Genomic DNA, 25,002 nt, shown 5'->3' on the forward strand with positions numbered 1-25,002 from the left:
CTCGGCGATCGGCAAGGTCTGGCCGGTGGACCGTACCCTCTCGGGCAAGCGCTTTCTGGATCTCTTGCTGAATTCACATGATAGCCAACTACTCAGCAGCGAAAGCCCTTTCGCGAAATCGATTCAACTGTCACCCTGCCTCACACCCGCACTCCCCGGACCTCCCGAAGGAGGCACCCCCATGTCCGGAATCCCGAACGGCACGGACGGCGTGAGCGCCACGGACGGCGTGAGCGGAGCGGTCAGCCGCCGTGCGTTCGTCGTCACCGCCGCGGCCGCCGCCGGTACGGCGGCCCTGGCCGGGCCGCTGGCCACCAGCGCGTCGGCGGCGGGCTTCGGCTGGAGCGACGACGGCTCGAACTACGTCGTCGACACCGGCGCGAGCCTCGTCTTCAAGGTCAGCAAGACCAACGGCGACCTGACCTCGCTGGTGTACAAGGGCACCGAGTACCAGGGCTACGGCGGCAAGAACTCCCACGTCGAGTCCGGTCTCGGCACCTCCGCCGTGACGCTGCGGCAGTCCGGCTCGACCATCCTCATCTCCGTCGCCTACGGCACCCTGCGGCACTACTATGCGGCCCGCAGCGGCGAGAACAACGTCTACCTGTGGACGAACAAGGCCGACTCCTCGGTCACGGCCACCCGGTACATCGTGCGCGTACGGGCGGGCCTGTTCCTCAACGACGAACCGGACTCCTACACCTACACCACCAGCACCGTCGAGGCCTCGGACGTCTTCGCCAAGTCCGACGGCCAGACCCGTTCCAAGCACTACTCGAAGCACCGCGTCATCGACTACGACTACATCGGCTGGACCACCGGCAGCGTCGGCCTGTGGATCGTACGCAGCAACCACGAGAAGGCCTCCGGCGGCCCGTTCTACCGCTCGCTGCTGCGGCACCAGAGCGCCGACGGCGGCGGACTGTACGAGATCCTCCACTACGGCGAGAACCAGACCGAGTCCGAGCGCTTCGGCCTCCAGGGCCCGTACGTCATCGCCTTCACCGACGGTGGCGCGCCCTCGTCCGCGCTGTACCACGACACCCTCACCACGTCGTGGGCCGACTCGCTCGGCATCTCCGGGTACGTCGCCGACGGCGGCCGGGGCCGGGTGGCCGGTGTCGGCATCAGCGGGCGGGACACGGCGTACACGTACACGGTCGGGCTCGCCAACTCCTCGGCACAGTACTGGGGGACGGCACGGGCGTCGGACGGGTACTTCTCGGTATCCAGGATCCTGCCGGGTGTATACACGCTGACTGTCTACAAAGGCGAGTTGGCTGTATACAGTACACAGACGACCGTATCCGCGGGCGCGACGACCACCCTCAACACGGTCGCGATCCCGTCGTCCAACGACCCGTCGAACGCGAGCGCCGTCTGGCGGATCGGTTCCTGGGACGGTACGCCGAGCGGGTTCAAGAACGCGGATCTGATGACGTACGCGCACCCCTCGGACGTACGGGCGTCCGCCTGGACGGGCAACGTGGTGATCGGCAGCGGCACCGAGACGTCCGCCTTCCCCTGCTACCTGTGGAAGGACGTCAACAGCGGCCTGATCGTGTACTTCAGGCTGACCGCAGCGCAGGCCGCAGCCGCGCACACCCTGAGAATCGGTGTGACGACGGCCTACGCCAACGGCCGGCCGCAGGTCACGGTCAACGACTGGACGTCGTCGGTCCCCTTGCCGCCCACGCAGCCGAGCACCCGGTCCCTGACGGTGGGCTCCTACCGGGGCAACAACTACACCTTCACCTACAGCGTCCCGGCCAGTGCGTGGCTCACGGACACCAGCCAGTACAACGTGCTGAAGATCAACGTGGTGAGCGGTTCGGGGACGACGGGATATCTGAGCGCGGGCACGGCGATCGACGCGATCGATCTGCTGGCCTGACTGTGCCGGCCTGAACGCGCAGCTGCGCCCATTCTGCTGACTTTCCGTCAGGTTCCGGGTGTCCACTGCTGGTTCGTGCCGCCGTTGCAGGTGTAGGTGATCAGGGCGGCGGAGTCGGCGGTGGACGCACCGGACACGTCCAGGCACTCGCCGGTCGTCCGGGCCTTGATGTTCACGTACGAACCCGTGGTGACGACCGACCACTGCTGGGCGGTGGCTCCGGTGCAGTTCTCCTGCGTGACGTTGCTCGCGCTCTCCTGGAGGCACAGCGAACTGCCCCGGCCGAGCAGGGAGTAGTAACCGTTTCCGAGGTCCTTGAACCACCATTTCTGGTTGGTGCCGCCGTTGCAGGTGTACTGGCTCACGGCGACGCCCTGCCACAGGGACTGGTTCGGCACGTCGGCGCACTTGGAGCTGTGCCGGGCGATGAGCGTGTGGTACGTGGCGCTGGTGCCGGTGATCGTGCCGGCGGCGCTGTCGACGGTGATCTCCGGGGACCAGGACATCGACATGGACGTGGCGGCCGGGAAGGTCAGCGGCAGCCAGACGTACCGGGAGTCGTCGACCGTGCCGCCGAAGGAGTTGCCCCAGCGGTCGCCCATGTACAGGTACGAGGTACCCGAACTTCCCTGGACGGGAAGGACGTAGGCGGTCTGCGAGCCGTATGCCGTGGAGTCGCCGACGTTGCTCCAGGAGGTCCAGGGGCCGGCGAGGGAGGTGGCGGTGGCGTACTGCTGCTGGTTGGGGCTCCAGCCCGTGGCGCCCGACGTCAGCATGAAGTAGACGCCGTTGCGCCTGAACAGGGCCGGGGCCTCGCGGTGACCGCCGGGCCAGGGGTTGGCGACCAGGCTGTCGATGCCGGTGTAGTCGGCGGTGAGCCGGTAGATGTTCAGGTCGTAGTTGTCGTTCGCGGACGAGACCAGGTAGGCGGTGCCGTCGGTGTCGACGAACGTGGTCATGTCCCGGGACTGGTACCGGCCGAGCGGCTGGAAGCTGCCCCGGTAGGTGTAGCCGCCGTCGACGGTGGAGGAGACGGCGACGGCGACCCTGGCCTGGGTGTAGTCGACCCCGTTCTCCTTGTGCATCCACATCACGAACATGCCGGTGGCGGCGTTGTAGACGACCTTCGGCCGCTCGATGTAGGCGGTGGACAGTTCCGGGGCGGAGGACTGGGTGAGGACACGGGCGCGGAACTCCCAGTTCTTCAGGTCGGTGGAGCGGTAGGCGTCGACGGAGCGGAAGGTGTTGTCGCTGTTCCTGTCCTCGCCGAACCAGTAGTAGTACGAGCCGGCCTTGATGACGCCGCCGCCGTGGGCGTGCAGGGCGTTGCCCGAAGTGTCCGTGAACTGCGTGCCGTTGGCGATCGTCTGCGGTGCCGCCTGCGCGGGTCCGGCCGCCGTCAGTGCCGCGGCGAGGGCGCAGCACAGGGCGAGCAGGAGGACGTACACGCGTCTCATCTCACACACCCTCCTTCACGGTGTCGGCGACGGGTACGCCGAAGTCCGGGGTGCCGTCGGCTTTCCAGCCGAGCTTCTGGATCCGGGTGTGCCGGTTGGGGTCGTTCAGGGGGTCGCCGGTGATCTCCTTGTACGGGCGGGCGTGGTAGATCAGCACGTCGCTGCGGCCGTCCTCGGCGACGGTGAAGCAGTTGTGGCCGGGGCCGTACTGGTGGGTGGTGTCGTCGCTGGAGAAGACCGGTACGGGCGACTTGGTCCAGCTGCGGGCGTCCATCGGGTCGCTGCCGGCGTCGGCCGTGAGCATGCCCATGCAGTAGTGGTGGTCGGTGGCACTGGCCGAGTAGGTGAGGAAGATGCGGCCGTTGCGCTGGAGGACGTACGGGCCCTCGTTGACCTTGTAGCCGACGCACTCCCAGTCGAACTCCGGTGTGGACAGGCGCACTTGACGCCCGGTGAGGGTCCATGGGGTGTCCATCTGCGAGATCCACAGGGCGGTGTTGTTGTCCATGCCGGGCTCGTGCTGCGCCCAGACCAGGTAGCGGGTGCCGCGGTGCTTGAAGGTGGTGGCGTCGAGGGAGAACGTCTCCCAGGCGGTGCGGATCTGGCCTCGCTCGGTCCATGTCCCCGTGAACGGATCGTGGTTGGCGTTCTCCAGCACCCAGATGCGGATCGCCCACACGTCCTCGGCGGGGGCCGAGGCGAAGTAGATGTACCACTTGCCGCCGATGCGGTGCAGCTCGGGGGCCCAGATGTGCGCACCCATGGGGCCGGTGGCGTGGGCCCGCCAGATCACGGACTCGGCGGCGGTGGCGAGGCCGTTCAGGGTGCGGGAGCGGCGCAGGACGATGCGGTCGTACTCGGGGACGGTGGCCGTGAAGTAGTAGTGGCCGTCGGTGTGCCGGGTGATGTGCGGGTCGGCGCGTCGGCGGACCAGGGGGTTCAGGTAGGGGGCCGTCCTCCCGGCGGCATGGGCGGGGGCCGCGTGGGCCGTGCCGGTCATGGTGGCGAGGGCGCCCGTGGCCAGCGCGGCACCCTTCAGCATCAGTCTGCGGCTGGGGACTTCGGGCCGGGCGTGGTCACGGCTCATGCGGACTGCCTCCGTAAGCACTGTCTGGTATTTCGTACAACATCTGTGATACCGAACGCCGAAAAGGTAAGGGCGAGCCCCTGTGGGGTCAATGGGTCCGGCGTGAGGAAGGCGAACACCGATCCCCTTACCCGGTACCGGAGTTGGGCCGCTGTGCAGTTCGGCACCGGAAGGACCGCTTCACCGTGCAAACAGGTCCTTCGCGTGGCCCGCAGCCGTCATAGGTTCTGGTCCGCCTTGCGCCGGATGTACAGGCGGACAGTCTGAACGTCCACACCTGTCTCCAGGGGGACGGCGGCAGCACCCTGCAGTCCGACGCGGACACCCTGTCGCTGACAAGAGAAGAGAAGCCGTGAGGACATCAGTGAGGACGCCCCGCGTCACGAGACTTGGGGTCGCGCTCGCCGCGACCGTGATCGCCCTGGCCGGTTCGCCGAACCAGGCCGCGTCGGCAACGACGACAGCAACGACCATGGCAACGGCACCCCCCGGTCATGCCGCTGCTCCCGCCGCGGGTACCGCCGCCACCGCGAAGGGTTTTCGCCTCGACGGGGTCCGACTGCGGGTCTCCTCCAGGGACCTTCCGGCGGTACCGTTCGCCGTGAGCGCCCCGGGGGACCCGTCCCAGAGTGCCTCGGCCACCACCATGACCCCCTTCACGAACGTCGCCATCACCACCGTCCCGTTCGGCAGGACCCTGCCGGGCAACCCCGGCCTCGGTGCGGCCTCGGCCGCCGAAGCGGCCCACTGGCAGCAGCAGTTGGCCGTGGCGCAGGGCGGAGTCCCGCACAGGACCGCAAGCGTCTCCGCCTTCGGACAGAAGGCGACCGGCACATACACGCGGCCGCGCGTGTCACTGGACCGGTCCGGCCCCTCCGCGATCGACCGGTACACCTGGGTGCTCGCGGCAGGCAACCGGCTGTGGGTGATCCGGGCCGAGAAGGACCACCGTTACGCGAACGCTTCGACCTTCGCGCACGACCTGGTCATCTCCTCGCCCGACCCCGACGCCCCCACCACGATGTCCTCCACGTTGTCCACCACCTTCTCCACGGCGGCACACCCCGCGGCGCACGCGAGCGCGCACACCACCGCCCGGACGAGCGCCCACACGACCACGCACACGGCCGCGCCCGAGACGGCGAACGCCGGGGTTCCCGGCATCGGTTCCACGCCGTCCTGGTGGAGCGGCGACTGCGACGCCAACCACGCCCCCGGCGAGAAGATGCAGAACTCCTGGGAGGGGCTGGAGTCCTGCGGCAACTTCAGCGGCGGCAGGTCGCACGGGACCGAGTACACGACGTACTTCGGAGGCAGCAGCGCACCGGTCGAGGAGTTCCAGTGCGTGGAACTCGCCACCCGCTACGCCTATCAGGCTTGGGGTGTCCCACCCCAGCTCGTCGGGCACGGCTACAACTTCGCCAACGCCTACGACGGCCTCACCGACCGGGCCAGCGGCAAGAAGCTCGTCATGTACGGGCACGGAAAGCCCTACACCGCCGCCGAACTGCCCCAGGTGGGCGACGTCATCAGCTCCGGCGACGTCTCCGCGTACAACGGCGACGGCCACGTCGGCATCGTCGTCTCGGCCGCCTACGACAGCAGCCACTCCGCGACACTCAAGGTGATGGACGAGAACTTCAACCCCGGAGGCAGCAACACCATCGTCGTCTCCAACGGCGTCGTCCACCCGTTCCCCCACATGGTCGGCGTCAGCTGGCTCCACGACCCGGCGGGTGGCACACCCCCGCCATCAACGGCGCCGTCGCTGACCGTGCACGGCATCAGCAACGGCCAGGCCCTGACCGGCCCGGTCACGCTGACCGCCAGCGTCGACAACAACACCGCCGACGGGAAGGAGAACCTGTCTCACGAGCACTACTACATCGACGGCACCGTGATCGCCGGAACCGACGGTGCCGGCGAGGGCAGCCTCGGCGGACCGCCTTCGGGGTCGACGTCACCCGGGTACGCCTGGACCCTCGACCCGGTGAAGCACACGGGCAGCAGCGCCGAGGTGGCCTCCTGGACGGTGCCGGCGAACCTTCTGACCCCAGGTGTGACGCACCAGATCTGGGCCGACGGGACCAACGGCGCCGGGGAGACCGGCACTTCGGCGAAGATCGGCTTCACCGTGCCGAGCGGCCCGGAGCCGTCCGTGCTGACGTACACGGGCGCGAGGACCGCGGACTATCACGACGCCTTCACCGCGTCCGCCGGCCTGACCGGCGGCGGGAAGCCCATCACCGGCGCGACCGTCTCGTTCGCGCTCGGCGACGGCGGCCCCGGCCGGACCTGCTCGGCGACCACCGACGCCAACGGCTCGGCGAACTGCCGGCTCACCCCCGGCCAGGCGGCGGGCCCGACCACACTGACCGCCCGCTACGCAGGCGACGACCGGACGCTGCCGAGCCACGCGACCACGGCGTTCACCATCACGCGCGAGGAGACCGCCCTCACCTACACCGGGCCGAACCATCTCGCCGACGGCGGGCCGGCAACGCTGTCCGGCGTCCTGCGGGAGGACGGCGCGGAGCCTGTCGCCGGCCGCCCGGTGACCATCGTCGTCGGCAGCGGCGCCGCGCAGCAGAGCTGTGCCGGCACCACCGACGGATCCGGCACCGTGTCCTGCACCGTCCCGACACTCAACCAGCCACTCAACGACACCGCGACCCTGCCGGTCACCGCGACGTTCGCCGGCGACCCGTTCTACCGCACGTCCACCGGCCCCGCCACGGCCCGGCTGGAGTACTTCACCGGGCGGGCGTTCGGCCTGTCCGCGCAGGTCAACGCGCTGCTCCTGTCGTTGAACGTCCCACCGACGCCGGACACCGGTGCGATCCGCACCGCGCAGCCGAGCAGGACCACCACCCCGTGCACCGCGACGGTCCACACCCTGCTGATCAACGCGGCCGCGCTGTGCGCCGACGGGAGCACCACCTGGAAACCGGGCACGGTCACGACGACCGCGTCGCTGCAGCAGACCACGATCGGGCTGCCGGGCCTGCCGCTGATCGGACTGAGCGGCGTCACCTCGACGTCGGTCAGCACGTGCACGGGATCGCACGGCGGCGCCACGATGAAGCTGACCGTCGCCGGCGTGCCGGTCACCGTGCCGACCGCACCGAACAGCGTGATCAAGCTGGCCGGCGGAGCCGAACTGATCATCAACGAGCAGGTGCCGGCACCCGGCGCGGACCACGGCCTGACCGTCAACGCCGTACACCTCGTCGCCCTCGGCGGCCTGGCCGACGTCGTCGTCGCATCCAGCACCAGCGGCGCACACAACTGCGCCTGAATCCGTTCGACCGGGGCCGGGGTACGGCACACGCGTGCCGTACCCCCGGCCCCGCTCCGCCGCGGGCGGTCCGAGGCGGATGTTCCAGCACGGCGGCAGAGCGTCCGGTGAGGTGATCGTCCCGTAGACCGTCATCTTCCGAGGCCGGATCCGGCAGGAGCCGTCGGCCGTCGGGCACGCACGCGGCACCGGCCATGTGCTTCGCGGTCGCCTGCTCCCGCCGAACAGTCGGTGCACGGCTCGGCCGCGAGGAGTGGTCGGGGACGGTCATGGCGGTTCCGGGCAGGGCGTGCCGAGGAGACGGAGCGTGACCGGGACGAGAGGCGCTCACCTACTGGACATGGCTGCCCGGCACGGCTCCGCTTCGACTAGCGTCATGTCATGACCAGCAGCAACACCTCCCCCAGCCTCGCCGACGCCCTCGCCGCCGGGACGGTCGTGCTCGACGGCGGCATGTCCAACCAGTTGGAGTCGGCCGGGCACGACCTGAGCGACGAGCTGTGGTCGGCGCGGCTGCTGGCGGAACGCCCGGACGCGGTGGCCGAGGCGCATCTCGCCTACTTCCTGGCGGGCGCGGACGTCGCGATCACCGCCAGCTACCAGGCCACCTTCGAGGGTTTCGCCCGGCGCGGCATCGGCCACGACGAGGCGGCGCGACTCCTCGCGCGGAGCGTGGACCTGGCCCGTACCGCCGCCCGGCGGGCCGGGGATGCGGGCGTGGCGCGGCCGCTGTGGGTGGCGGCCTCGGTCGGGCCGTACGGGGCGATGCTCGCGGACGGCGCCGAGTACCGGGGCCGGTACGGGCTGAGCGTGGACGAGCTGGAGCGCTTTCACCGGCCGCGCATGGAGGTACTGGCCGGCGCCGGGCCGGACGTCTTCGCGCTGGAGACCGTTCCCGACGCCGACGAGGGCGCCGCGCTGCTCCGGGCGGTGCGCGGGCTGGGGGTGCCGGCCTGGCTCTCGTATACGGTCGACGGTACGCACACGCGTGCCGGGCAGCCCCTGGAGGAGGCGTTCGCCCTGGCCGCGGAGGTGGACGAGGTGATCGCGGTGGGCGTGAACTGCTGCGCCCCGCAGGACGTCGAGCCCGCGACGGAGATCGCGGCCCGGGTCACCGGCAAGCCGGTCGTGGTCTACCCCAACAGCGGGGAGGCCTGGGACGCGGAGGCGCGGGCCTGGACGGGACGGTCGAGGTTCGCCGCCGAGCAGGTGAAGGCGTGGCGGGACGCGGGTGCACGGCTCATCGGGGGGTGCTGCCGGGTGGGGCCGGAGGCGATCGCGTCGATCCGACAGGCGTTGGCCTCGGCCTAGCGGCCCGACGACCTGGCGGCGTTGCAACAATCACCTGACGACCGTGGACTGTCGTCGGTCGTCGGTCGACAGTCGACAGTCGACAGCAGACGATCGACTCGGCCACCGACGACTGTGGACAATCCACCGGCGACCGCAGATTGTCGACCGTCGACCGCCGGCAATCACCGCCGCCGCGCCCCCACCGAGCGTCTCAATCGTCGTACCGCCGCCGCCCATTCGGCGCCGGGGGCCCGGATCTCCGAGGTGGGGCCGGGTTCCGGGGCAGCGGGTGCCAGGGCGGGGGCGGTCGACCAGAGGGCGACTTCCGTATCCCGTGGACCGTATGCGGTATACGGTCCACCGTCGCCGAAGATCCGCACCGGGTGGGACGTGTCCCAGGCCTGCCAGCCCGGGTCGCCCGTCGTCGCGAAGCGTACCCAGGCCGTGTGCATCTCCGTGCACAGGTCCGGCGGGGCGCCTTCTCCGGCCAGTTTTCTGGATTCGGGGGCGGCGCCGGTGTCGAAGACGAAGCCCAGTTCCAGGGCGTGGCAGGCGCCGAGGCCGGGGAGGCCGGAGGGCCAGGCGAACTCGTAGAGGTGACAGGTGCCGGGGCGGGCGTCGGCGAGGCGGTGCAGTGGGACGCGCAGCAGGTGGTCGGTGACCATCTGGCCGACGATCTCGGCGGTGCCGGCGTCGGGGTTCAGGGCGCGGTAGCCGCGGGGCACCTCGTGGCCGGCGTGGCAGCGGGCCATGGCGCCGGCGAGGGCGACGGGGCCGAGGCGGTCGACCCGTTCCAGCAGGCCGCCGGGGACGAGCCAGAGCCGGTACTCGTCGCGTGTCCACCCCATGAGGAGGTCGACGCCGCTGGCCGCGTCGCCGTCGACGAGCGCTTCCAGCGGGTCGCGGGGTACGAGGTCGCCGTCCACCACGATCCCGAAGGCGGGTCCGCCGAGGACCGGGCTGCTGAGCCTGCCGACCTCGGCCTGGGTGCGCAGCAGTAGATCGCGGTCGACGGCGGCGAAGGCTTCGGCGGTGGCGGGGATATTCAGCCGGTTGGCCATGCGGCGCACCATGCGCCGTACCTTGTCGCGGTCGAGGACTTCGGGCGGGCCGCTCTGCAGGACCGCCCGCCGGACGAGGCCCTGGCTCTGGGGGGCGGCGAGCAGGGCGCCGGCGCTGATGGCGCCCGCCGACTGGCCGCACAGGGTGATGCGGTCCGGGTCGCCGCCGAAGGCGCCGATGGTGTCGTGGACCCAGCGCAGTGCGGCGAGTTGGTCGCGCAGGCCGGGGTTGGGGGGTGTGTCGGGGAAGAGGCCGTAACCTTCCACGCCCAGGCGGTAGTTGACGGAGACGCAGACGACGCCGTCGCGGGCGAATGCGGTGCCGCCGTAGACGGGTACGGCGGAGGATCCTCTGGTCAGGGCGCCGCCGTGGAGCCAGACGAGGACGGGGAGGCGGGCGCCGGGGTCCGGGTCGGGGGTCCAGACGTTGAGGTTGAGGCAGTCGTCGCCGGGGATCTCGGGGTCGGACAGGTACTGGGCGAAGGCCTCGGAGTACGGCGGTTTCGGCGCGGTGGGTCCGAAGGCGCCGGCGTCGCGTATGCCGTCCCAGGGTTCGGGCGGCTCGGCTGGGCGGAACCGTCGGGGGCCGAAGGGCGGGGCGGCGTACGGGATGCCGCGGAACACGGCGACGCCGTGTTCGTACCGGCCGCGTACGGTTCCGTACGCCGTCCTGACCTCGGGGTTCGTCCGGTCTGCCGTCATCGCCCACCAGCCCTTCGCCGTGCACTCGTGCACCGTGCAACAACAGAGCACCACAGGCGCGTCCGGTATTCCGGTGCACGGGCGCGTGGGAGGGCCGTTCGGGCGATCCGGGTACGGTGAGTGATGCGTATGTTACTTGGCGTACATCAGGGTGCCGAAACCGAGCTGGTCGTAGCCGCCGCTGGTGGAGCCGTAGTCCCCGCCGCCGCCCTCGGGGGCGACGAGGTCGTCGTACATGGCCGAGATGTACTTGTCGTCGAGGTGCAGGCGGCGGTTGTAGTGGAAGTGGAGCATCGCCCAGACGGGGCGGAGCTGGCCGCGGGAGCCGGAGCCGATGACGGTCTGCGACTGCTGGGCGCAGTTCTGGCCGCTGCCCCAGGTGTAGGTGGTGTAGGGGACGTCCTGGCCGGTGTTGTACTTGGCGACGTACTGGGCGGCTTTCATGAAGCGGCGGTCGTCGTAGGAGTAGAGGTCGTCGCCCTGGTTCCAGGCCATTTCGCAGACGGCGCCCATCTGGCCCATGCCCATGACGGTGTGGCCCTGGTCGCGGCCGGACTCCTGCCACTGGCCGAGGGCGTAGCCGTCGCTGTCGGTGTAGAGGTACGGCACCGCGTGCTCGATGGAGCCGTTGCCCGCGCCGGATTTGAAGTAGGTGACGGCCTGGTCGTAGGTGGTGGTGTCGTCGTTGAGGATGCCGATGGCCAGGATGGAGGCCATGGTGCACAGGTCCCAGTTGGCCCAGTAGTTGGTGATGCAGGCGTCGTTGTGTCCGGTGAGGAACTGGTTGTTGAGCGGGTGGAAGACGTTCGCCATCATCTCCTGGAAGGCGGCGAGGTCGAACGGGGTGTAGTCCCGCATGAGTTCGGCGGCGTTGGCGAACTCCCAGCCGTAGATGCCGGCGGCGAGGAAGCGGTCGGCGTTGCCGGTGAGGGTGGTCAGGGTGGACGACCAGGCGTTGAGGATCCTGGCGGCGCATGCGGCGTTGGCCTCGGTGCCGCCGACCTTCCAGCGCAGGGCGTTCTGGTAGGCGGCGGCGATGTCGTTGTAGAGGATGCCGTAGTTCTCGCCGGTGCCGCCGCGGATGATCGTGGCCCGGGGGTTGGGGGTCCAGGTGGAGGCGGAGTGGGGGTTGGCGGTCAGTTTTTTCCAGCCGGACAGCCAGGGGTCGGTGCCCGCGGCGACCCTGACCTTGGCGCGGTTGATGTCGCCGGCGTTGTGGAGCATGCCGGGGTGGGTGAAGGTCGCCGGGGCCGCGTCGGCGGTGGTGGCGGTGACGGCGGTGCCGAGGGCGAGGCCGGCGGTGAGTCCGCCGGCGGTCCTCAGCAGGCTGCGGCGGCTCAACTCGCCTTGTTGTGGGGGTTGTTGGTGGTGGGGGGAAGTGCGGCTCATCGCTGGCGGCTCCAATCGGGTGCTGGCCTATTCCTGGGGAGTGATGGTCACCTCGTCGAATGTGCTGGTGCTGGGGGCCAGGGGATAGCGGGAGCAGACCACGAGGCCCACGTGGTAGGGGGCGTCACCGAAGCCGAGGATGCCGCCTGCGGCGAGGCGGGGTCCAGGATGGTCGCGATGCGCCGCTACGGGCGCACCGGGGTGACCCTGGGTGCCATCAAGTGATGCAATATGTCGGCGAGTTGACAACTCTGGTGATCTGCGGCTTCGCCCCGGACCCCTCCCCGGCCCGCGTCGGCGACGGGTACTACCCGGCGACCGGCTCCTTCGAGCGGTTCCCTACGATCCCGCTCCACCGCTCCCTCGACGTGGCCCACTGAGCGTAGGCGGGCCACGTCGAGGGTGCGGCCCCGGGCGTCTCGCCGGCCGGGGGGCCGGACTCGGGCGGGATCCGGGCACCTCGCCGAGCCGGGACAGCGCACGGTTCTGGGTGACGTACGCGGTGGTGCGTCCGGTCGGCACGCCGTACTTCGACCTGGGCACGTACGTCAGCACGGCCCGGGGACGTCGCCGGAGCGTGGACTGCCCCGCGCCGGGTCCCGTCCCACGGTTTCGCCCGGCCCTCTTCCACGACGAGGACGAGGCGCACCGGGCGGCGGTGGTCGACGTCGAGGCCGGTGCGCCGCTCACCCTGGGGGTGGGCGCCGAGCGCGGCGAGGCCCGGTTCCGGTACGCCGCGCTCGGCACCGGCCGCCCGGTCGGCCCACCGCCGGACCTCACCCGGCTCTCACGACCACGGCTCCCGGCTGCACTTCACCGGTGCCATGGCCGCGATCCACACGGTGAACCTCGTGGACGCCTCCCTCGCGGCGGACTTCACCGGCTTCCGGCTCGACCAGCACTCCGCAGCGAGTGAGCTTTCCTCGGCCGTTCCGGCATCGCGCCACGACGATGTTCGGAGTTTCGAAAGTGTTGACTGCTGCCATCCCGTGAATTCCCGCGTCTTCACGCCGTGTTGACGCACATCTATCGTAGGAAGCGCTTTCTGCACGGTCGGTGGGCAGGCCGCGCAAGCAGCGTTGGTCGCAACTTTCGGGGCCCGAAGGCGGGCCGGAGAGGCGGTTTCCTGTGGTCCGTGCGGGGAGTGCGAGCGTGGCGGCCGGGCCGACGCTGGCGGTGGTCGCGCGCGAGGCGGGGGTCTCGGTGCCCACCGCGTCGAAGGTGGTCAACGGTCGTGAGGACGTGGCGCCGGAGACCCGCCGCCGGGTCACCGAGGCGCTGGACCGGCTCGGCTATGTGCGCCGCCCCCGCTTCGACGCGACGAAGGCACCGGGTTTGGTCGACCTGGTGGTGCACTCGCTGGACAGTTCCTGGTCGGGCGCCGTACTGCACGGCGTGGAGGCGGCGGCGCACGAGGCGGGCCTGGAGGTGGTGGTCTCGGCCGGCGCGAACCGCACCCGGGGCAACCGGCGCGAGCACGGCTGGCTGGACAAGCTGACCGCTCGCGGCTCCTCGGGCGTGCTGTTCAACCTGGCCGAGCTGTCCCCGTCGCAGTACGCCTGGCTGGACCACCATCGCATCCCCTATGTGCTGATCGACCCCGCGCACGAGCCGCCGGCCGGGGTGGTGTCGGTCGGGGCGGCCAACTGGCAGGGCGGGGTGAGCGCGACCGAGCATCTGCTCGCGCTGGGCCACCGGCGGATCGCCGTGATCGCCGGCCAGCGGCGCACGACGGGCACCGGCACACGGGTGGCCGGATACCGTTCCGCGCTCGCTTCGGCCGGGGTGCGGCACCGCGCCGAGTACGTGCGGCACGCCGGATACGACGAGGCCACCGCCCGGCTGCGCACGCACGAGCTGCTGGACCTGCCCGAACCGCCGACCGCGGTGTTCGTGTGCTCGGACCGGATGGCCCTCGGGGTGTTCGCCGCGCTCGCGGAACGGGGGGTGCGGGTGCCGGACGACATGAGCGTCGTGGGCTTCGACGACCTGCCCGAGGCCCGCTGGGTCGCCCCGGGCCTGACCACCGTGCGCCAGCCGGTCGGCGAGATGGCGGCGATGGCGCTGCGGCTGCTGGTGCGGATGATGCACGGCGAGCGCCCGGAGGGCACCCGCACCGAGTTGTCCACCCGGCTGGTCCGGCGCGGCAGCACGGCCGCGCCGCCCGACACGCGGTCAACTCCGTGACACAGCACGCCTGTTCGGGCACAGGCCGGTGACCGCGCCGCAGTCGAGATCGTTTCTCCGGCATGAACCTCACCCTGCGCACCGTGGCCTTCCTCGCGCTGCCCGCCGTGGCCCTCGCCGCCGTCTACGGCACGGCCCACGCCGCCTGCCGGACGCTCGCCCCCGGACAGCACCGCGCCGCCGTCGCCACGCCCGGCGACGAGCACGATCCGAAGGAGGACATCGAACGCGCCGAGAACGGCCGCCCCGGCCTCGGTGAGGACTGAACCGGCCGGTGCCCGCCAAGCACCGGGCCGGCCCGGCCCCGGCGAGCAGCGGGGCCGCGCCACGGTGGCGGCCGGGCGGCTCCCGGTGGCTCAGTTCTGCCAGACCTCCCGGTGGTCGCTTCTGCCGCCGACCAGGGCCTCGATCGCGTCCACGGCGCTGCCGTCGTGGTCGCTGCCGGCCGTGCCCCTGCCGGTCTGGACGTTCGCCGTACGGTCGACCTCCAGCCAGGAGTCGGCACGGGAGTTGTCGATCACGGTGATCAGGCTGTCGGACGCGGCCGCGGGCGCCGCGCCGACGGCGGCCGTCGCGGCGGCGAGGACCACCGCCCGCCCCAGCCGGGCCACGGCACCGCTCACACGCCCACGCCCTCGGAGGTGAGCCGCTCGGGAGCGATGTTGCGCTCCAGCAGGCTGGTGGAGGCCTTCACGCCGATGCCGCTCGCGGGGTCCACCTCGGGCAGCCGGCCGTCGGCCGCCTTCAGGTCGCCGAGTGCACAGTCCACCGCCTCGTGCGCCGCGAACAGGCACGGAGTGCTGTAGATCGCCACGTCCACGCCGAGATCGGTCAGTTCGCCGAGGGAGAGGCGGGGCGACTTGCCGCCGGCGATCTGGTTGAACAGCAGGGGCTTGTCCCCCACGACCGTGCGGATGCGCTGGATCCATTCGACGCTGCGCACCCCGTCGACGAGGACGACATCGGCGTCGGTGGCGGCCAGCCGCTCGGCACGGTGCAGGATGTCGTGCTCGTCGGTGGCGTCCGTCCGGGCGACGACGACCAGGTCCTTGCGGGCCTCCAGGACCTTGTTCAGCTTCTCCAGGTACTCCCCCAGCGGCAGCACCTGCTTGCCGTCGGCGTGCCCGCAGCGGCGGGGCCGCTTCTGGTCCTCCAGGATCACCCCGGAGGCCCCGATGCGCTCCAGCCCCTCGACCACGTGACAGGCGACCTCGGGGTCGACGTAGCCGTCGTCGATGTCCACCAGCAGGTGGTGGTGCGGGAACGCGCCCCTCAGCCGCTGCACGAAGGCCACCATGTCGGGCCAGGCGATGAAACCGATGTCCGGCAGTCCGTAGTACGACGCCGCGAATCCGAAGCCCGAGACGAACATGCCGTCGTAGTGCTTGGCCGCGATCGACGCGGAGTACATGTCGTACACGCCGATCAGGGGTGTGGTCCCGGGCCCGGCGATGCGCTCGCGCAGCTGGTTTCCGTAGGTCAAGGTCCGGCTCCTTCTGTGGGTGGGTGACGCGGAGCGATCGGGCTACGCGTTCGACGCCCTTTACTAAAACCAAAGCTTCTCTAGATATTCACATGACCTTCCATGTACGCGAGCTTTACTCACCCCAATGGTGGAGTCGATTCACCGCAGAAACGTTGCTCGGGGGTGCGGAGCCGCCCAACTTCCTTGAAGCACGCACCCGGTGACCGTGGCCTCGGGGGCGGGAGGCTGGTGGGTGCATGGCTCGTCTTCTGTGTGGGTGGCCGATTTCTTCAAGACCGGGCGGGCAGTGTCTTCCTACGGTGGGCTCATGACTGCACGATTCGCCGTGATCGGGCTGGTGGCCTCCGACCTGGCCGCCTCGCTCGCCTTCTACCGCCGCCTCGGGCTCGTCTTCCCGCCCGGGTCCGAGGAACAGCCGCATGTCGAGGCCGAGTTGCCCGGCGGGCTGACGCTCACACTGGACACCGAGGAGACCGTCCGCTCCTTCCACTCCCGCTGGCGGCCGCCCCAGGGCGGCGGGCGCGTGGGGCTCGCCTTCCGCTGTGACTCCCCCGCCGAGGTCGACGCCGTGTACGAGGACCTCGTCGGCGCCGGACACCACGGGGAACTGAAGCCGTGGGACGCCTTCTGGGGGCAGCGGTACGCCACCGTGCACGACCCCGACGGCAACAGCGTCGACCTGTTCGCCCCGCTACCCGCCGCCGAGTAGCTCCCCGAGCGGCCGGCCTGCCAACTCCCGCACCTCGCGGGCGAGATGAGGCTGGTCCGCGTACCCCGCGCGGATCGCTGTCTCGACGTACGGCAGCCCGGAGCGGGCCAGCGCCAGCGCGCGTTGCAGGCGCAGGATGCGGGCCAGGGTCTTGGGCCCGTAGCCGAACGCGGTCAGGCTGCGGCGGTGCAGCGTGCGGGCGGCGAGACCGAGTTCGGCGGCCGTCGCGGACACCGGTCGGCCCTCGTCGAGGCGCTCCACCAGCCGGTGCAGCAACGGGTCGGGGGCCTGCGCCCGCGCGGCCGCGGCCAGGGCGATCTCCTCCAGCGCCGTCGCCGGGTCGGGCGCGGCCTCGATGCGCTCGCACAGCCGGCGGACCCGGGCGGCGGGCCAGAGATCCGCCAACTCCACGCGCAGGTCGCGCAGTTCGTACGCGGGTACGCCGAGGAGGGTGGGCGCGGTGCCGGGGAAGAAGCGGATGCCCGCCCAGGCACGGCCCGGGCCCTCGGGGGCGTAGGGGCGGGTGTCGGGTCCCGCGACCAGCAGCCGCCCCTCGCTCCACAGCAGGTCCATGCAGCCGTCGGGGAGCACCGCCCCGTTCCTGGATCTGCTCGGGGTGTGCGTCCAGACGACGGCGCCGGTCAGCCGGGAGGCCCGCTCCGCGTACACGCGTGCCAGCCTACGTCGTCCACGGCGCCCGGCACGGTGCTGGGCGGCCGGGGCGATACTCCGCCGGTGGGCGCAGGATCCGACGGTGAGCGCAAGCTCCGGCGGCGGCGGTGAGCGGTGGAGGTCAGCTCGGGCGTCCGGTCCCGGGGAGCGCCGCCGCCGGGGTGCGTATGCCGGTGGTTTCGGATCCGGGGGCGCCGAGCAACGGGAGGCCGTGACGGGTGCGGAATCGGCGCGCGTAGGCGGCGGTGGCCACGGCCGTCAGGGCCAGCAGGGACAGGGACGCGACGCGGGTGAGCAGGGGCACCGTGTCCGTGGGCAGCGTGGCGGCGGCGAGGGTGCCGAGGGAGCCGTCGAGCAGTTGCTCGGCGCCCCAGGCCAGGGTGAGGACGCGCAGGGCCCGGCGGAACTCGGCGGAGCCCTGCCAGAACCCGGCCCGCGCCCGGGCCGTCGGCCCCCGGTGCAGCCGCTGCCCCAGCTGGAAGGCGAGGGGCCTGCGGGTGAAGCCGGTGCCGAGCACCCAGATGCCGACCACGAGGGACAGCGCCGCGTCCTTGAACAGCAGGACCCGGGGACCGCCGCCGAGCAGGGTCACCAGCGCGGCGGCGCTCAAGAGCACCGTGAAGAACAGGTCCACCCCGTCGATCCGGCGATGCCGGACCGCGCCGTACAGCAGACGCAGCGCGGGAGGCGCTCCGCTGAGCAGCAGCGCCGGTGCCTGGCCGGCACCGAGAGCGCGGGCCGCGTAGAAGACCACGAGCGGCAGCACGATGTCGACGGCTGTTCCGAGGAGCGGCCCGTAGCCCGTGCCACCGGCCCGCGGCCCTGCCCGCGTCACGGTCTTCGGCCCGGTCACCACCTCGGTCGCCGTGCCCGGCGCTGTGTTCGCCGCTGTGCCGGTTTCCAGCCGTCGTGCGTGCCGCGTCGCCTCCGCCATGTCCCGCACCTCCGCCATGTCCCGCGCCTCGTCATCCCCTACGCCTTCTCGCCGGCCGGATGCCGTTGCCGACCCGCGGAGAACGCTAGGCCCGAGGCGGTGCCGGGCGGATCGGAGCAGGGGTGGAGAGGCGGGTGGAGATCACCAGGACCGCGCCCCTTAAGGGGCCCTCGGTTCACAGGACCCTCGGCGCCGCTCAGACGCCCACTGCCGCGGCCGCCCGCCCCGCCCGGTGCTCCTGGGGGCTCACGCCGTAGACGCGCTTGAAGGCGGCGGAGAGGGCGAACGCGCTGCCGTAGCCGATCTGGCGGGCGATCGTGTCCAGGGTGAGGTCGGTGTCGCGCAGGCGGTCGGCGGCGAGGGCGAGCCGCCAGCCGGTCAGGTAGGCCATCGGGGGTTCGCCCACGAGGTCGGTGAAGCGGCGGGCGAGGGCCGCGCGGGACACCCCGGCCTCGGCGGCGAGCGCGGCCACCGTCCACGGGTGGGCGGGGTCGTCCTGGAGCAGGCGCAGCGCGCGGCCGACGACCGGATCGGCCAGCGCCCGGTACCAGGCGGGGGCAGCCGCCTCCGGGCGGGAGAACCAGACCCGCAGGGCGCTGATGAGCAGCAGGTCCAGCAGCCGGTCCAGGACGACCTCCTGGCCCGGCGCGTCGCGGACGATCTCCTCCGCGAGCAGGGGCGTGAGCGGGCAGTCCCACACGTCGGCGGGCAGGGCCAGCAGGGGCGGCAGGGCGTCGAGGAGACGGCCGTGGATCTCGCCGCGCATCAGGTAGGTGCCGATGAGCATGACCGTGGCTGCGTCGGGGCGGTCGCCCCAGGTGCGGACGCCGAGGTCCATGGAGCCGTTCAGGGAGGTGCCATCGGGGTAGCGGCACTCGCCGCCGGGCAGGATGAGCGCCTGCGGTGCGGTGCCGGGCGTGTCGCCGGCGGTGTACGGGTCGGGGCCGCGCGTGATCGCGAGGTCTCCCGGGCCGAGCCGCACCGGCACGCCGTCCGCGTCCGGGGTGATCCAGCAGGTGCCGCGTGCCATGAGCATCACGGTCAGCGGTGCCTCGTCCGCCACGCGGACGGCCCACGGCGGGTCGAAGCACGCCCGGATCATGAAGGCGCCACGCGCGCGTGGGCCGTCCAGCAGGCCTGCGAGTGCGTCCATGAAGGCAGCGTAGACGCCCGCTTATGGGAGTGAGCGGATCGGCGATGTTCCCTGGCGGGGCACGGCAGTTGACTGGCGGGCATGACCCAGAACACGGAACACGCGGAACACACGGATCGCACGAAGGTGCCGACGGTCGTCGTGACGGGGGCGTCCGGCCGTACGGGGAGCCGGGTCGCGGCGGCGGCACGGGCGGCCGGCCTGACGGTCCGTGCCGCCACGCGCGCGTGTGGCTTCGACTGGCAGAACCGGTCGACCTGGGAGGCCGCGCTGCGTGGCGCCGACGCGGCTTATCTGGTGTACCCGCTGGACGTCGGCGCGCCGGACGCCCCCGAGGCGGTCGGCGGGCTCGCGCGGGAGGCGGTGCGGCTGGGCGTACGGCGGCTGGTGCTGCTGTCCGCGCGGGGTGAGGAGCAGGCCCGGCCGACGGAGCGGGCGCTCGCGGAGTCCGGGGCCGAGTGGACGGTCGTACGGGCCGCGTGGTTCGCGCAGAACTTCAGCGAGGGGCCGCTCGTCGAGGAGATACGGGCGGCCGGGGAACTGGTGTTTCCGGGCGGAGCGGTGCGGGAGCCGTTCGTCGACGTGCGGGACGTCGCGGACGTCGCGGTGGCGGCGCTCACCGGCGGCGAGCGGTACGTGGGACGGACGGTGGAGGTGTCGGGGCCGCGGCTGCTGAGCTTCGGCGAGGCGGTCGCGGAGATCGCGGCGGCGACGGGCCGGGAACTGGCGTACCAGGCGGTGTCGGCCCGCGACTACGGCGAGCGGATGGCCGCGTTCGGGCTGCCGCCCGAGGAGGTGGAGTTCCTGGTCGAGCTGTTCGCCTCCCTGCTCGACGGCCACAACGCCCACCTGTCCGACGGCGTACGGCGGGTGCTGGGGCGCGAGCCGCGGGACTTCGGTGACGTCGTACGGGAGGCCGCGGCGGACGGCGTGTGGAAGCCCTGAGCGGACCGGGAGGGCCGCCGCGCGCGCCCGGCCCCGCCGCCTGCCCGCCTGCCCCTGCCCGCCTGCTCTCCGGCGCGCTCCTCACTGCCCCTGCGGCGGCGCGCTCCCCGGCCCCGGCCCCTGCCTCTGAGGACCCTGATCCTTCCCCGGACCCTGGCCCTTGTGCGGTTCCCCGCTCCCGTTGTGGGCATGGTGGTGGTGCGGGTTCTTGGCGTGGGTGCGCAGCCGGGCCGTGACGTCCTCCGGGGGGAGGAAGCGCGACCAGCGTTCGGGGAACTCGGAGGGCATCTCGGGGTCGTCGGGGTCGGTCTCGCGGGCCGCCGACGCCCAGGCGACGTACTCGGCGACCTGGGCCTCGCGGACCCGTTCGTTCGCCTCGCGGGCGGCGGCCGTGGCGGCGGCGGGCCAGACCCGGTCGATCGCCGCGTTCACGGCCGCGCCGACGAGGACGGCGAAGGCCGACACGCCGATCCACAACAGGACGGCGACGGCCGCGGCGAGGGAGCCGTAGATGGTGGCGCCCTCGATGGTGTGCACGAGGTAGATGCGCAGCAGGAAACTGCCGAGGACCCACATGGCCAGGGCGACGAGCGCGCCGGGGACGTCCTCGATCCACGGCGAGCGGACCGGCACGGACACGTGGTACAGCGTCGTCAGGAAGGCGATGGACAGGAGGATGACGACAGGCCAGTACAGGACCTGCACCAGCGTCTCCGACCAGGGCACCACCCGCACCACGGCGTCCGGGCCCGCCACCATCAACGGCAGTGCCACCGAGCCGATCAGCAGCGCCACGATGAACAGCAGGAACGACATCATGCGTGTCTTGACGATGCCCCGGACTCCGTCGAGGCCGTACATGACGGTGATGGTGTCGATGAAGACGTTCACCGCGCGGGAGCCGGACCACAGGGCGAACACGAAGCCGATGGAGATGATGTCGGGGCGGCCGCCCTTCATCACGTCGTGCAGTATCGGCTGGGTGATGTCCTTGACGCCCTTGTCGGACAGGACCGTCCGCGAGGCGTCGAGGATGTTGGTCTCCAGGCTCTGGATGCTGTGGGCGCCGGTCCAGGTGTCGACGTAGGCGAGCAGTCCGATGAGGCACAGCAGCAGGGGCGGCACGGACAGCAGCGTGAAGAACGCGGCCTCGGCCGCGAGGCCCAGGATGCGGTACTCCACACAGGAGTTGACGGTGTCCTTGAGCAGCAGCCAGGCGGTCCTGCGCTTGGAGACGTTCCGGTAGAGGGCTCTGGCCCGGTGGAGGCGACCGGCGGGCCGCGTGGGGGGTTCACTTGCTGGCTGCACGACCCAAAGGTATCCGCAGCACCGGACCGGCCTCACCTTCCGGCCCGGTCGACCACGCTCCCCGGCCCGGTTGATCGGCTTCTGTCCCCCCGGTACGGGCCGCTGTGCCACGCTGGAGGCCATCACCAGCACCGTCCCGGATAGGTTCGCGATCATGGCAGGCACCTCCACCCACACCGTGACGAACCAGCCGCCCCCGCTCGCCGGATACGACGTGTTCACCGCCGACCGGGCGCTCGTGGCGGCCGTCGAGCGCCACACCGGTCCGGACGTGCTGGACGAGGTGCGCGAGGAGCTGTCCGTGCTGGGCCGTGCCGCCGGCTCGGCGCAGGTGCAGGAGTGGGGGGCGCGGGCGAACGAGAATCCGCCCCGGCTGCGCACTCATGACCGGTACGGCCACCGGATCGACGAGGTCGACTTCGACCCGGCTTGGCACCGGCTGCTCGGCAAGGGGGTGGGGGCGGGGCTGACGGCGGCCTGGACGCGGGACGCGGGGCACGTGCGCCGGGCGGCCGCCTTCCTGGTCTGGACCCAGGTCGAGGCGGGCAACTGCTGCCCGTTGTCGATGACGCACGCGGCCGTGCCCGCGCTGCGTGCCGATCCGGAGCTGGCGGCGGAGTGGGTGCCGCGGCTGACGTCGACGGTCTACGACCGTGAGCTGCGGCCCGCCTCGCGGAAACCCGGCGCCCTCTTCGGCATGGCCATGACGGAGAAGCAGGGCGGCAGCGACGTACGGGCGAACACCACCGAGGCCCGGCCCCTCGCCGAGGCCGGGACGTACACGCTGACCGGGCACAAGTGGTTCTGCTCGGCGCCGATGTCCGACGGTTTCCTGGTGCTCGCGCAGGCCCCCGGCGGGCTGACCTGCTTCCTCGTGCCCCGGGTCCTCGCGGACGGCGCCCGGAACGTGTTTCTGCTCCAGCGGCTGAAGGACAAGCTGGGCAACCGGTCCAACGCCTCCGCCGAGGTCGAGTTCGACGGGACCTGGGCGCGCCGGGTCGGCGAGGAGGGGCGCGGGGTGCGGACCATCATCGACATGGTCGCCGCGACCCGGCTGGACTGCGCGCTCGGCTCGGCGGGACTGATGCGGCAGGCGGTGGCACAGGCCGTGCACCACTGCGCGTACCGGGAGGCGTTCGGCACCGCGCTGATCGACAAGCCGCTGATGCGCAACGTCCTGGCCGACCTCGCCCTGGAGTCCGAGGCCGCGACCACGCTCGCGCTGCGGCTGGCGGCCGCCCACGACGACGGGAGCGAGCAGGAGCGCGCCTTCCTGCGGCTCGCGGTGCCGGCCGCCAAGTACTGGATCACCAAGCGCTGTACGCCCGTCGCGGTGGAGGCCGCGGAGTGCCTGGGCGGCAACGGTTACGTCGAGGAGTCCGGGCTGCCGCGGCTGGTGCGGGAGTCGCCGCTGAACTCCGTCTGGGAGGGCGCGGGAAACGTCCAGGCGCTGGACGTGCTCCGGGCGCTGCAGCGCGAGCCGGGCGCGCTGGACGCCTGCCTGACCGAGATCGGCTGCGCCCATGGCGCCGACCACCGGCTGGACCGGGCGGTGAAGGACCTGTTCACCGAACTCGCCGACCTGGACGGCGTCGAGGCCCGCGCCCGCCGCCTGGTGGAGCGTCTCGCGCTGGTCCTCCAGGGTTCCCTCCTGGTCCGTCACGCCCCGCCGGAGGTCTCCGACGCCTTCTGCGCCTCCCGTCTGGGCGGCGATCACGGAGCGAGCTTCGGCACCCTGCCGACGGGCCTGGACCTGACGGCGATCGTGGAACGAGCACGTCCCGTGCCGTGAAAAGGGCGCCGACGTGTGGCGCGACGCCGGCCGACCCTCCCGAGGGACGGGGTGGTGCTGCGCCGACACGGCACCACCCCGGGGGTCAAGTCTCGGCCACCTTCGACAAGTTCACCAGGGTTGCAAGGGGTTGCAACTTGTTGGCTCACGTGTGCGGAGTATGTGCCTCCGCCATACGCCTCGGGGCAGTATGAGGGGCGCAACCGGGCCGGAAACCGCCGCCGGTACGGCTTGACATGCGTGTTCGAAGACCTTTTCCGGGCCCCTTCGGGCCCTTTTCCCGGGAGGACCCCAGTGGTGAACCCGCCGATGAACGTGGCGCGCCTGGCCGCCGTGGACGCGGCGCAGGCGGCGCGCGTGCTGAACGAGGTGCGCGAGGCCACGCTCGCCGGTCACCGTGCGCGGATCGCGCCGCGGCCGGTGATCGAGCAGTCCTGGGGGCGCATGCTGCGCAGCGGCGTGGACCCCGACCACGACTTCCGGTCGGGGCTGCTGCCGTCGGACGAAGTGCGGCGCCGGCGCGAGGAGTCGCCGCTGCGGCACGTACTGCCGGTGTTGCGCGAGGGTCTGCTTTCGGTCGCGGACGTCGCCCAGCACATCATGGTCGTCGCGGACGCGGAGGGACGGGTGCTGTGGCGGGAGGGCGCCCCGCCGGTGCTGCGCAAGGCGGACGGCCTCGGTTTTGAACTCGGCGCGGACTGGCGTGAAGACGTCGTCGGCACGAACGGCGTGGGCACCCCGGCGGTGGTGCGCCGGCCCGTACAGGTCTTCGCCGCCGAGCACTTCGTACGCTCCCACGCCTCCTGGACGTGTACGGGCGCGCCGATCACCGACCCCCGGGACGGCCGGCTGATCGGTGTCGTGGACGTCAGCGGCCCGCTGGAGACGATGCATCCGGCGACGCTGGCCTGGGTGGACTCGGTGGCCAAACTGGCCGAGGCGCGCCTGCGGGAACTGCATCTGGACTCGCTGGAACGGCTGCGGGCGGTGGCGGCTCCGCTGCTGGCCCGGTTGGACGGCCGGGCGCTGGTGGTGGACCGCGACGGCTGGTCGGCGGCGGTGTCCGGGATGCCGTACGTACGGCGGGTCGCGCTGCCCAAGTCGCTCGCGCCGGGCCTGCGGTGGCTGCCCTCGCTGGGTTCGTGCGCGGTGGAGCCGCTGGCCGGGGGCTGGCTGCTGCGGGCGGCGGACGAGCCCGCGACCACGGCGACCCGGCTCGTGCTGGACCTCGCCAGGCCCTGGCGCAGCACGCTGACGGTGAGTGGTTCGGCGGGGTCCTGGTCGCGTGAACTCAGTCCTCGGCACGCGGAATTGATCTATCTGCTCGCCGAGCACCGTTCCGGCCGGGGTGCGGCGGCGCTCGCCGGGGACCTGTTCGGGGATCCCTCACGCACGGTGACGGTGCGAGCCGAGATGTCGCGGATCCGGCGGTACCTCGGGGAACTTCTCCAGCATCGACCGTATCGTTTCCGCGAGGACGTGGAAACGGCGGTGTTGCTCCCCGACGACCCTCGTGACCTGCTGATTTCTTCGACGGCGCCGGCGATCTCGCGTCGCCGGACGACTCTTGGAGGCACGCGGCCCGCCGCCCCCTGACGATGTCCTGCGCGTAATTGCGGGGTCTTCGCCCTGCGC

At 71.7% G+C, this 25,002-nt stretch carries 20 protein-coding genes; 10 read left to right on the forward strand and 10 right to left on the reverse strand.

Annotation, left to right across the window (positions count from 1 at the left end; genetic code table 11):
• The first annotated feature begins 181 nt into the window (after positions 1–181).
• Entirely contained in the window at positions 182–1,894 is a 1,713-nt protein-coding gene (locus ACFC8N_RS05065) for a rhamnogalacturonan lyase B N-terminal domain-containing protein (protein WP_376286519.1), read from the forward strand.
• 47 nt (positions 1,895–1,941) lie between these two features.
• Here ACFC8N_RS05065 and ACFC8N_RS05070 read toward each other — a convergent pair whose 3' ends face one another.
• Both ACFC8N_RS05070 and ACFC8N_RS05075 read right to left on the reverse strand, forming a co-directional pair.
• The gene (locus ACFC8N_RS05070; RefSeq protein WP_376286522.1) at positions 1,942–3,351 is read right to left on the reverse strand and encodes an RICIN domain-containing protein; all 1,410 of its coding nucleotides are present in this window, start codon (positions 3,349–3,351) and stop codon (positions 1,942–1,944) included.
• A gap of 1 nt (position 3,352) precedes the next feature.
• Positions 3,353–4,438, reverse strand: a complete 1,086-nt coding sequence (locus tag ACFC8N_RS05075) for a family 43 glycosylhydrolase (protein WP_376286525.1) — start codon at positions 4,436–4,438, stop codon at positions 3,353–3,355.
• A 646-nt stretch (positions 4,439–5,084) separates the two neighbouring features.
• Between ACFC8N_RS05075 and ACFC8N_RS05080 the strand changes: the two genes are divergently transcribed.
• Positions 5,085–7,736 carry a choice-of-anchor P family protein gene (locus tag ACFC8N_RS05080; protein WP_376286528.1) on the forward strand — a complete coding sequence of 884 codons (2,652 nt, stop codon included), beginning with the start codon at positions 5,085–5,087 and terminating at the stop codon, positions 7,734–7,736.
• A gap of 381 nt (positions 7,737–8,117) precedes the next feature.
• The gene (mmuM, locus tag ACFC8N_RS05085; RefSeq protein ID WP_376286531.1) at positions 8,118–9,047 is read left to right on the forward strand and encodes a homocysteine S-methyltransferase; all 930 of its coding nucleotides are present in this window, start codon (positions 8,118–8,120) and stop codon (positions 9,045–9,047) included.
• A 164-nt stretch (positions 9,048–9,211) separates the two neighbouring features.
• Here the strand turns inward: mmuM and ACFC8N_RS05090 are convergent, their stop codons facing one another.
• A complete protein-coding gene (locus ACFC8N_RS05090) occupies positions 9,212–10,792 on the reverse strand; it encodes a carboxylesterase/lipase family protein (protein WP_376286534.1) in 1,581 nt (526 codons plus the stop codon).
• Between the two features lie 132 nt (positions 10,793–10,924).
• Entirely contained in the window at positions 10,925–12,181 is a 1,257-nt protein-coding gene (locus ACFC8N_RS05095; RefSeq protein WP_376286537.1) for an alginate lyase family protein, read from the reverse strand.
• 224 nt (positions 12,182–12,405) lie between these two features.
• On the opposite strand from ACFC8N_RS05095, the gene ACFC8N_RS05100 reads away from it, so the two are divergent.
• The 3 genes from ACFC8N_RS05100 to ACFC8N_RS05110 all read left to right on the forward strand — a co-directional run bounded on the left by ACFC8N_RS05100 (position 12,406) and on the right by ACFC8N_RS05110 (position 14,634).
• Positions 12,406–12,561 (forward strand): family 43 glycosylhydrolase, encoded by a 156-nt coding sequence (locus tag ACFC8N_RS05100; RefSeq protein WP_376286539.1) that lies wholly within the window; start codon positions 12,406–12,408, stop codon positions 12,559–12,561.
• A gap of 748 nt (positions 12,562–13,309) precedes the next feature.
• Positions 13,310–14,368, forward strand: coding sequence for a LacI family DNA-binding transcriptional regulator (locus tag ACFC8N_RS05105; RefSeq protein ID WP_376286542.1), 1,059 nt, complete (start codon positions 13,310–13,312; stop codon positions 14,366–14,368).
• A 62-nt stretch (positions 14,369–14,430) separates the two neighbouring features.
• Positions 14,431–14,634, forward strand: coding sequence for a hypothetical protein (locus ACFC8N_RS05110; RefSeq protein WP_376286545.1), 204 nt, complete (start codon positions 14,431–14,433; stop codon positions 14,632–14,634).
• A 90-nt stretch (positions 14,635–14,724) separates the two neighbouring features.
• Here ACFC8N_RS05110 and ACFC8N_RS05115 read toward each other — a convergent pair whose 3' ends face one another.
• Both ACFC8N_RS05115 and ACFC8N_RS05120 read right to left on the reverse strand, forming a co-directional pair.
• Positions 14,725–14,991: a hypothetical protein gene (locus ACFC8N_RS05115; RefSeq protein WP_362821175.1), complete on the reverse strand. Its 267-nt coding sequence runs from the start codon at positions 14,989–14,991 to the stop codon at positions 14,725–14,727.
• Positions 14,988–15,851 carry an isocitrate lyase/PEP mutase family protein gene (locus tag ACFC8N_RS05120; protein ID WP_356021895.1) on the reverse strand — a complete coding sequence of 288 codons (864 nt, stop codon included), beginning with the start codon at positions 15,849–15,851 and terminating at the stop codon, positions 14,988–14,990. Before ACFC8N_RS05120 ends, ACFC8N_RS05115 begins: the two co-directional genes overlap by 4 nt.
• A gap of 310 nt (positions 15,852–16,161) precedes the next feature.
• Here ACFC8N_RS05120 and ACFC8N_RS05125 point away from each other — a divergent pair, with 310 nt between their 5' ends.
• Positions 16,162–16,563 (forward strand): VOC family protein, encoded by a 402-nt coding sequence (locus ACFC8N_RS05125; RefSeq protein ID WP_376286549.1) that lies wholly within the window; start codon positions 16,162–16,164, stop codon positions 16,561–16,563.
• On the opposite strand, the gene ACFC8N_RS05130 is transcribed toward ACFC8N_RS05125, so the two are convergent.
• The 3 genes from ACFC8N_RS05130 to ACFC8N_RS05140 all read right to left on the reverse strand — a co-directional run bounded on the left by ACFC8N_RS05130 (position 16,546) and on the right by ACFC8N_RS05140 (position 19,322).
• Positions 16,546–17,232: a helix-turn-helix domain-containing protein gene (locus ACFC8N_RS05130; protein ID WP_376286552.1), complete on the reverse strand. Its 687-nt coding sequence runs from the start codon at positions 17,230–17,232 to the stop codon at positions 16,546–16,548. The two genes, ACFC8N_RS05125 and ACFC8N_RS05130, sit on opposite strands and share 18 nt — an antisense overlap.
• 124 nt (positions 17,233–17,356) lie before the next feature.
• Complete coding sequence (locus ACFC8N_RS05135) at positions 17,357–18,169, reverse strand: VC0807 family protein (protein ID WP_376286555.1); 813 nt, start codon at positions 18,167–18,169, stop codon at positions 17,357–17,359.
• A 196-nt stretch (positions 18,170–18,365) separates the two neighbouring features.
• A complete protein-coding gene (locus ACFC8N_RS05140; RefSeq protein ID WP_376286558.1) occupies positions 18,366–19,322 on the reverse strand; it encodes an AraC family transcriptional regulator in 957 nt (318 codons plus the stop codon).
• Between the two features lie 81 nt (positions 19,323–19,403).
• On the opposite strand from ACFC8N_RS05140, the gene ACFC8N_RS05145 reads away from it, so the two are divergent.
• Entirely contained in the window at positions 19,404–20,267 is an 864-nt protein-coding gene (locus tag ACFC8N_RS05145; protein ID WP_376286561.1) for an NmrA family transcriptional regulator, read from the forward strand.
• Between the two features lie 81 nt (positions 20,268–20,348).
• Here ACFC8N_RS05145 and ACFC8N_RS05150 read toward each other — a convergent pair whose 3' ends face one another.
• Positions 20,349–21,575, reverse strand: coding sequence for a YhjD/YihY/BrkB family envelope integrity protein (locus ACFC8N_RS05150; RefSeq protein ID WP_376286563.1), 1,227 nt, complete (start codon positions 21,573–21,575; stop codon positions 20,349–20,351).
• 154 nt (positions 21,576–21,729) lie between these two features.
• Here ACFC8N_RS05150 and ACFC8N_RS05155 point away from each other — a divergent pair, with 154 nt between their 5' ends.
• The gene (locus ACFC8N_RS05155) at positions 21,730–23,367 is read left to right on the forward strand and encodes an acyl-CoA dehydrogenase family protein (RefSeq protein ID WP_376286566.1); all 1,638 of its coding nucleotides are present in this window, start codon (positions 21,730–21,732) and stop codon (positions 23,365–23,367) included.
• Between the two features lie 309 nt (positions 23,368–23,676).
• Positions 23,677–24,963 carry a GAF domain-containing protein gene (locus ACFC8N_RS05160; protein ID WP_362821168.1) on the forward strand — a complete coding sequence of 429 codons (1,287 nt, stop codon included), beginning with the start codon at positions 23,677–23,679 and terminating at the stop codon, positions 24,961–24,963.
• Positions 24,964–25,002 lie beyond the last annotated feature (39 nt).

The sequence above is a fragment of the Streptomyces sp. NPDC055966 genome, from assembly GCF_042269865.1.
In the GTDB taxonomy this organism is placed as follows: domain Bacteria; phylum Actinomycetota; class Actinomycetes; order Streptomycetales; family Streptomycetaceae; genus Streptomyces.

Bases quoted from the DNA above. Each gene is read 5' to 3' on its own strand.
- ACFC8N_RS05065 (WP_376286519.1), top strand. From the start codon at position 182: ATGTCCGGAATCCCGAACGGCACGGACGGCGTGAGCGCCACGGACGGC.
- ACFC8N_RS05070 (WP_376286522.1), bottom strand. From the start codon at position 3,351: ATGAGACGCGTGTACGTCCTCCTGCTCGCCCTGTGCTGCGCCCTCGCC.
- ACFC8N_RS05075 (WP_376286525.1), bottom strand. From the start codon at position 4,438: ATGAGCCGTGACCACGCCCGGCCCGAAGTCCCCAGCCGCAGACTGATG.
- ACFC8N_RS05080 (WP_376286528.1), top strand. From the start codon at position 5,085: ATGACCCCCTTCACGAACGTCGCCATCACCACCGTCCCGTTCGGCAGG.
- mmuM (WP_376286531.1), top strand. From the start codon at position 8,118: ATGACCAGCAGCAACACCTCCCCCAGCCTCGCCGACGCCCTCGCCGCC.
- ACFC8N_RS05090 (WP_376286534.1), bottom strand. From the start codon at position 10,792: ATGACGGCAGACCGGACGAACCCCGAGGTCAGGACGGCGTACGGAACC.
- ACFC8N_RS05095 (WP_376286537.1), bottom strand. From the start codon at position 12,181: ATGAGCCGCACTTCCCCCCACCACCAACAACCCCCACAACAAGGCGAG.
- ACFC8N_RS05100 (WP_376286539.1), top strand. From the start codon at position 12,406: ATGCAATATGTCGGCGAGTTGACAACTCTGGTGATCTGCGGCTTCGCC.
- ACFC8N_RS05110 (WP_376286545.1), top strand. From the start codon at position 14,431: ATGAACCTCACCCTGCGCACCGTGGCCTTCCTCGCGCTGCCCGCCGTG.
- ACFC8N_RS05125 (WP_376286549.1), top strand. From the start codon at position 16,162: ATGACTGCACGATTCGCCGTGATCGGGCTGGTGGCCTCCGACCTGGCC.
- ACFC8N_RS05135 (WP_376286555.1), bottom strand. From the start codon at position 18,169: ATGGCGGAGGCGACGCGGCACGCACGACGGCTGGAAACCGGCACAGCG.
- ACFC8N_RS05140 (WP_376286558.1), bottom strand. From the start codon at position 19,322: ATGGACGCACTCGCAGGCCTGCTGGACGGCCCACGCGCGCGTGGCGCC.
- ACFC8N_RS05145 (WP_376286561.1), top strand. From the start codon at position 19,404: ATGACCCAGAACACGGAACACGCGGAACACACGGATCGCACGAAGGTG.
- ACFC8N_RS05155 (WP_376286566.1), top strand. From the start codon at position 21,730: ATGGCAGGCACCTCCACCCACACCGTGACGAACCAGCCGCCCCCGCTC.
- ACFC8N_RS05160 (WP_362821168.1), top strand. From the start codon at position 23,677: ATGAACGTGGCGCGCCTGGCCGCCGTGGACGCGGCGCAGGCGGCGCGC.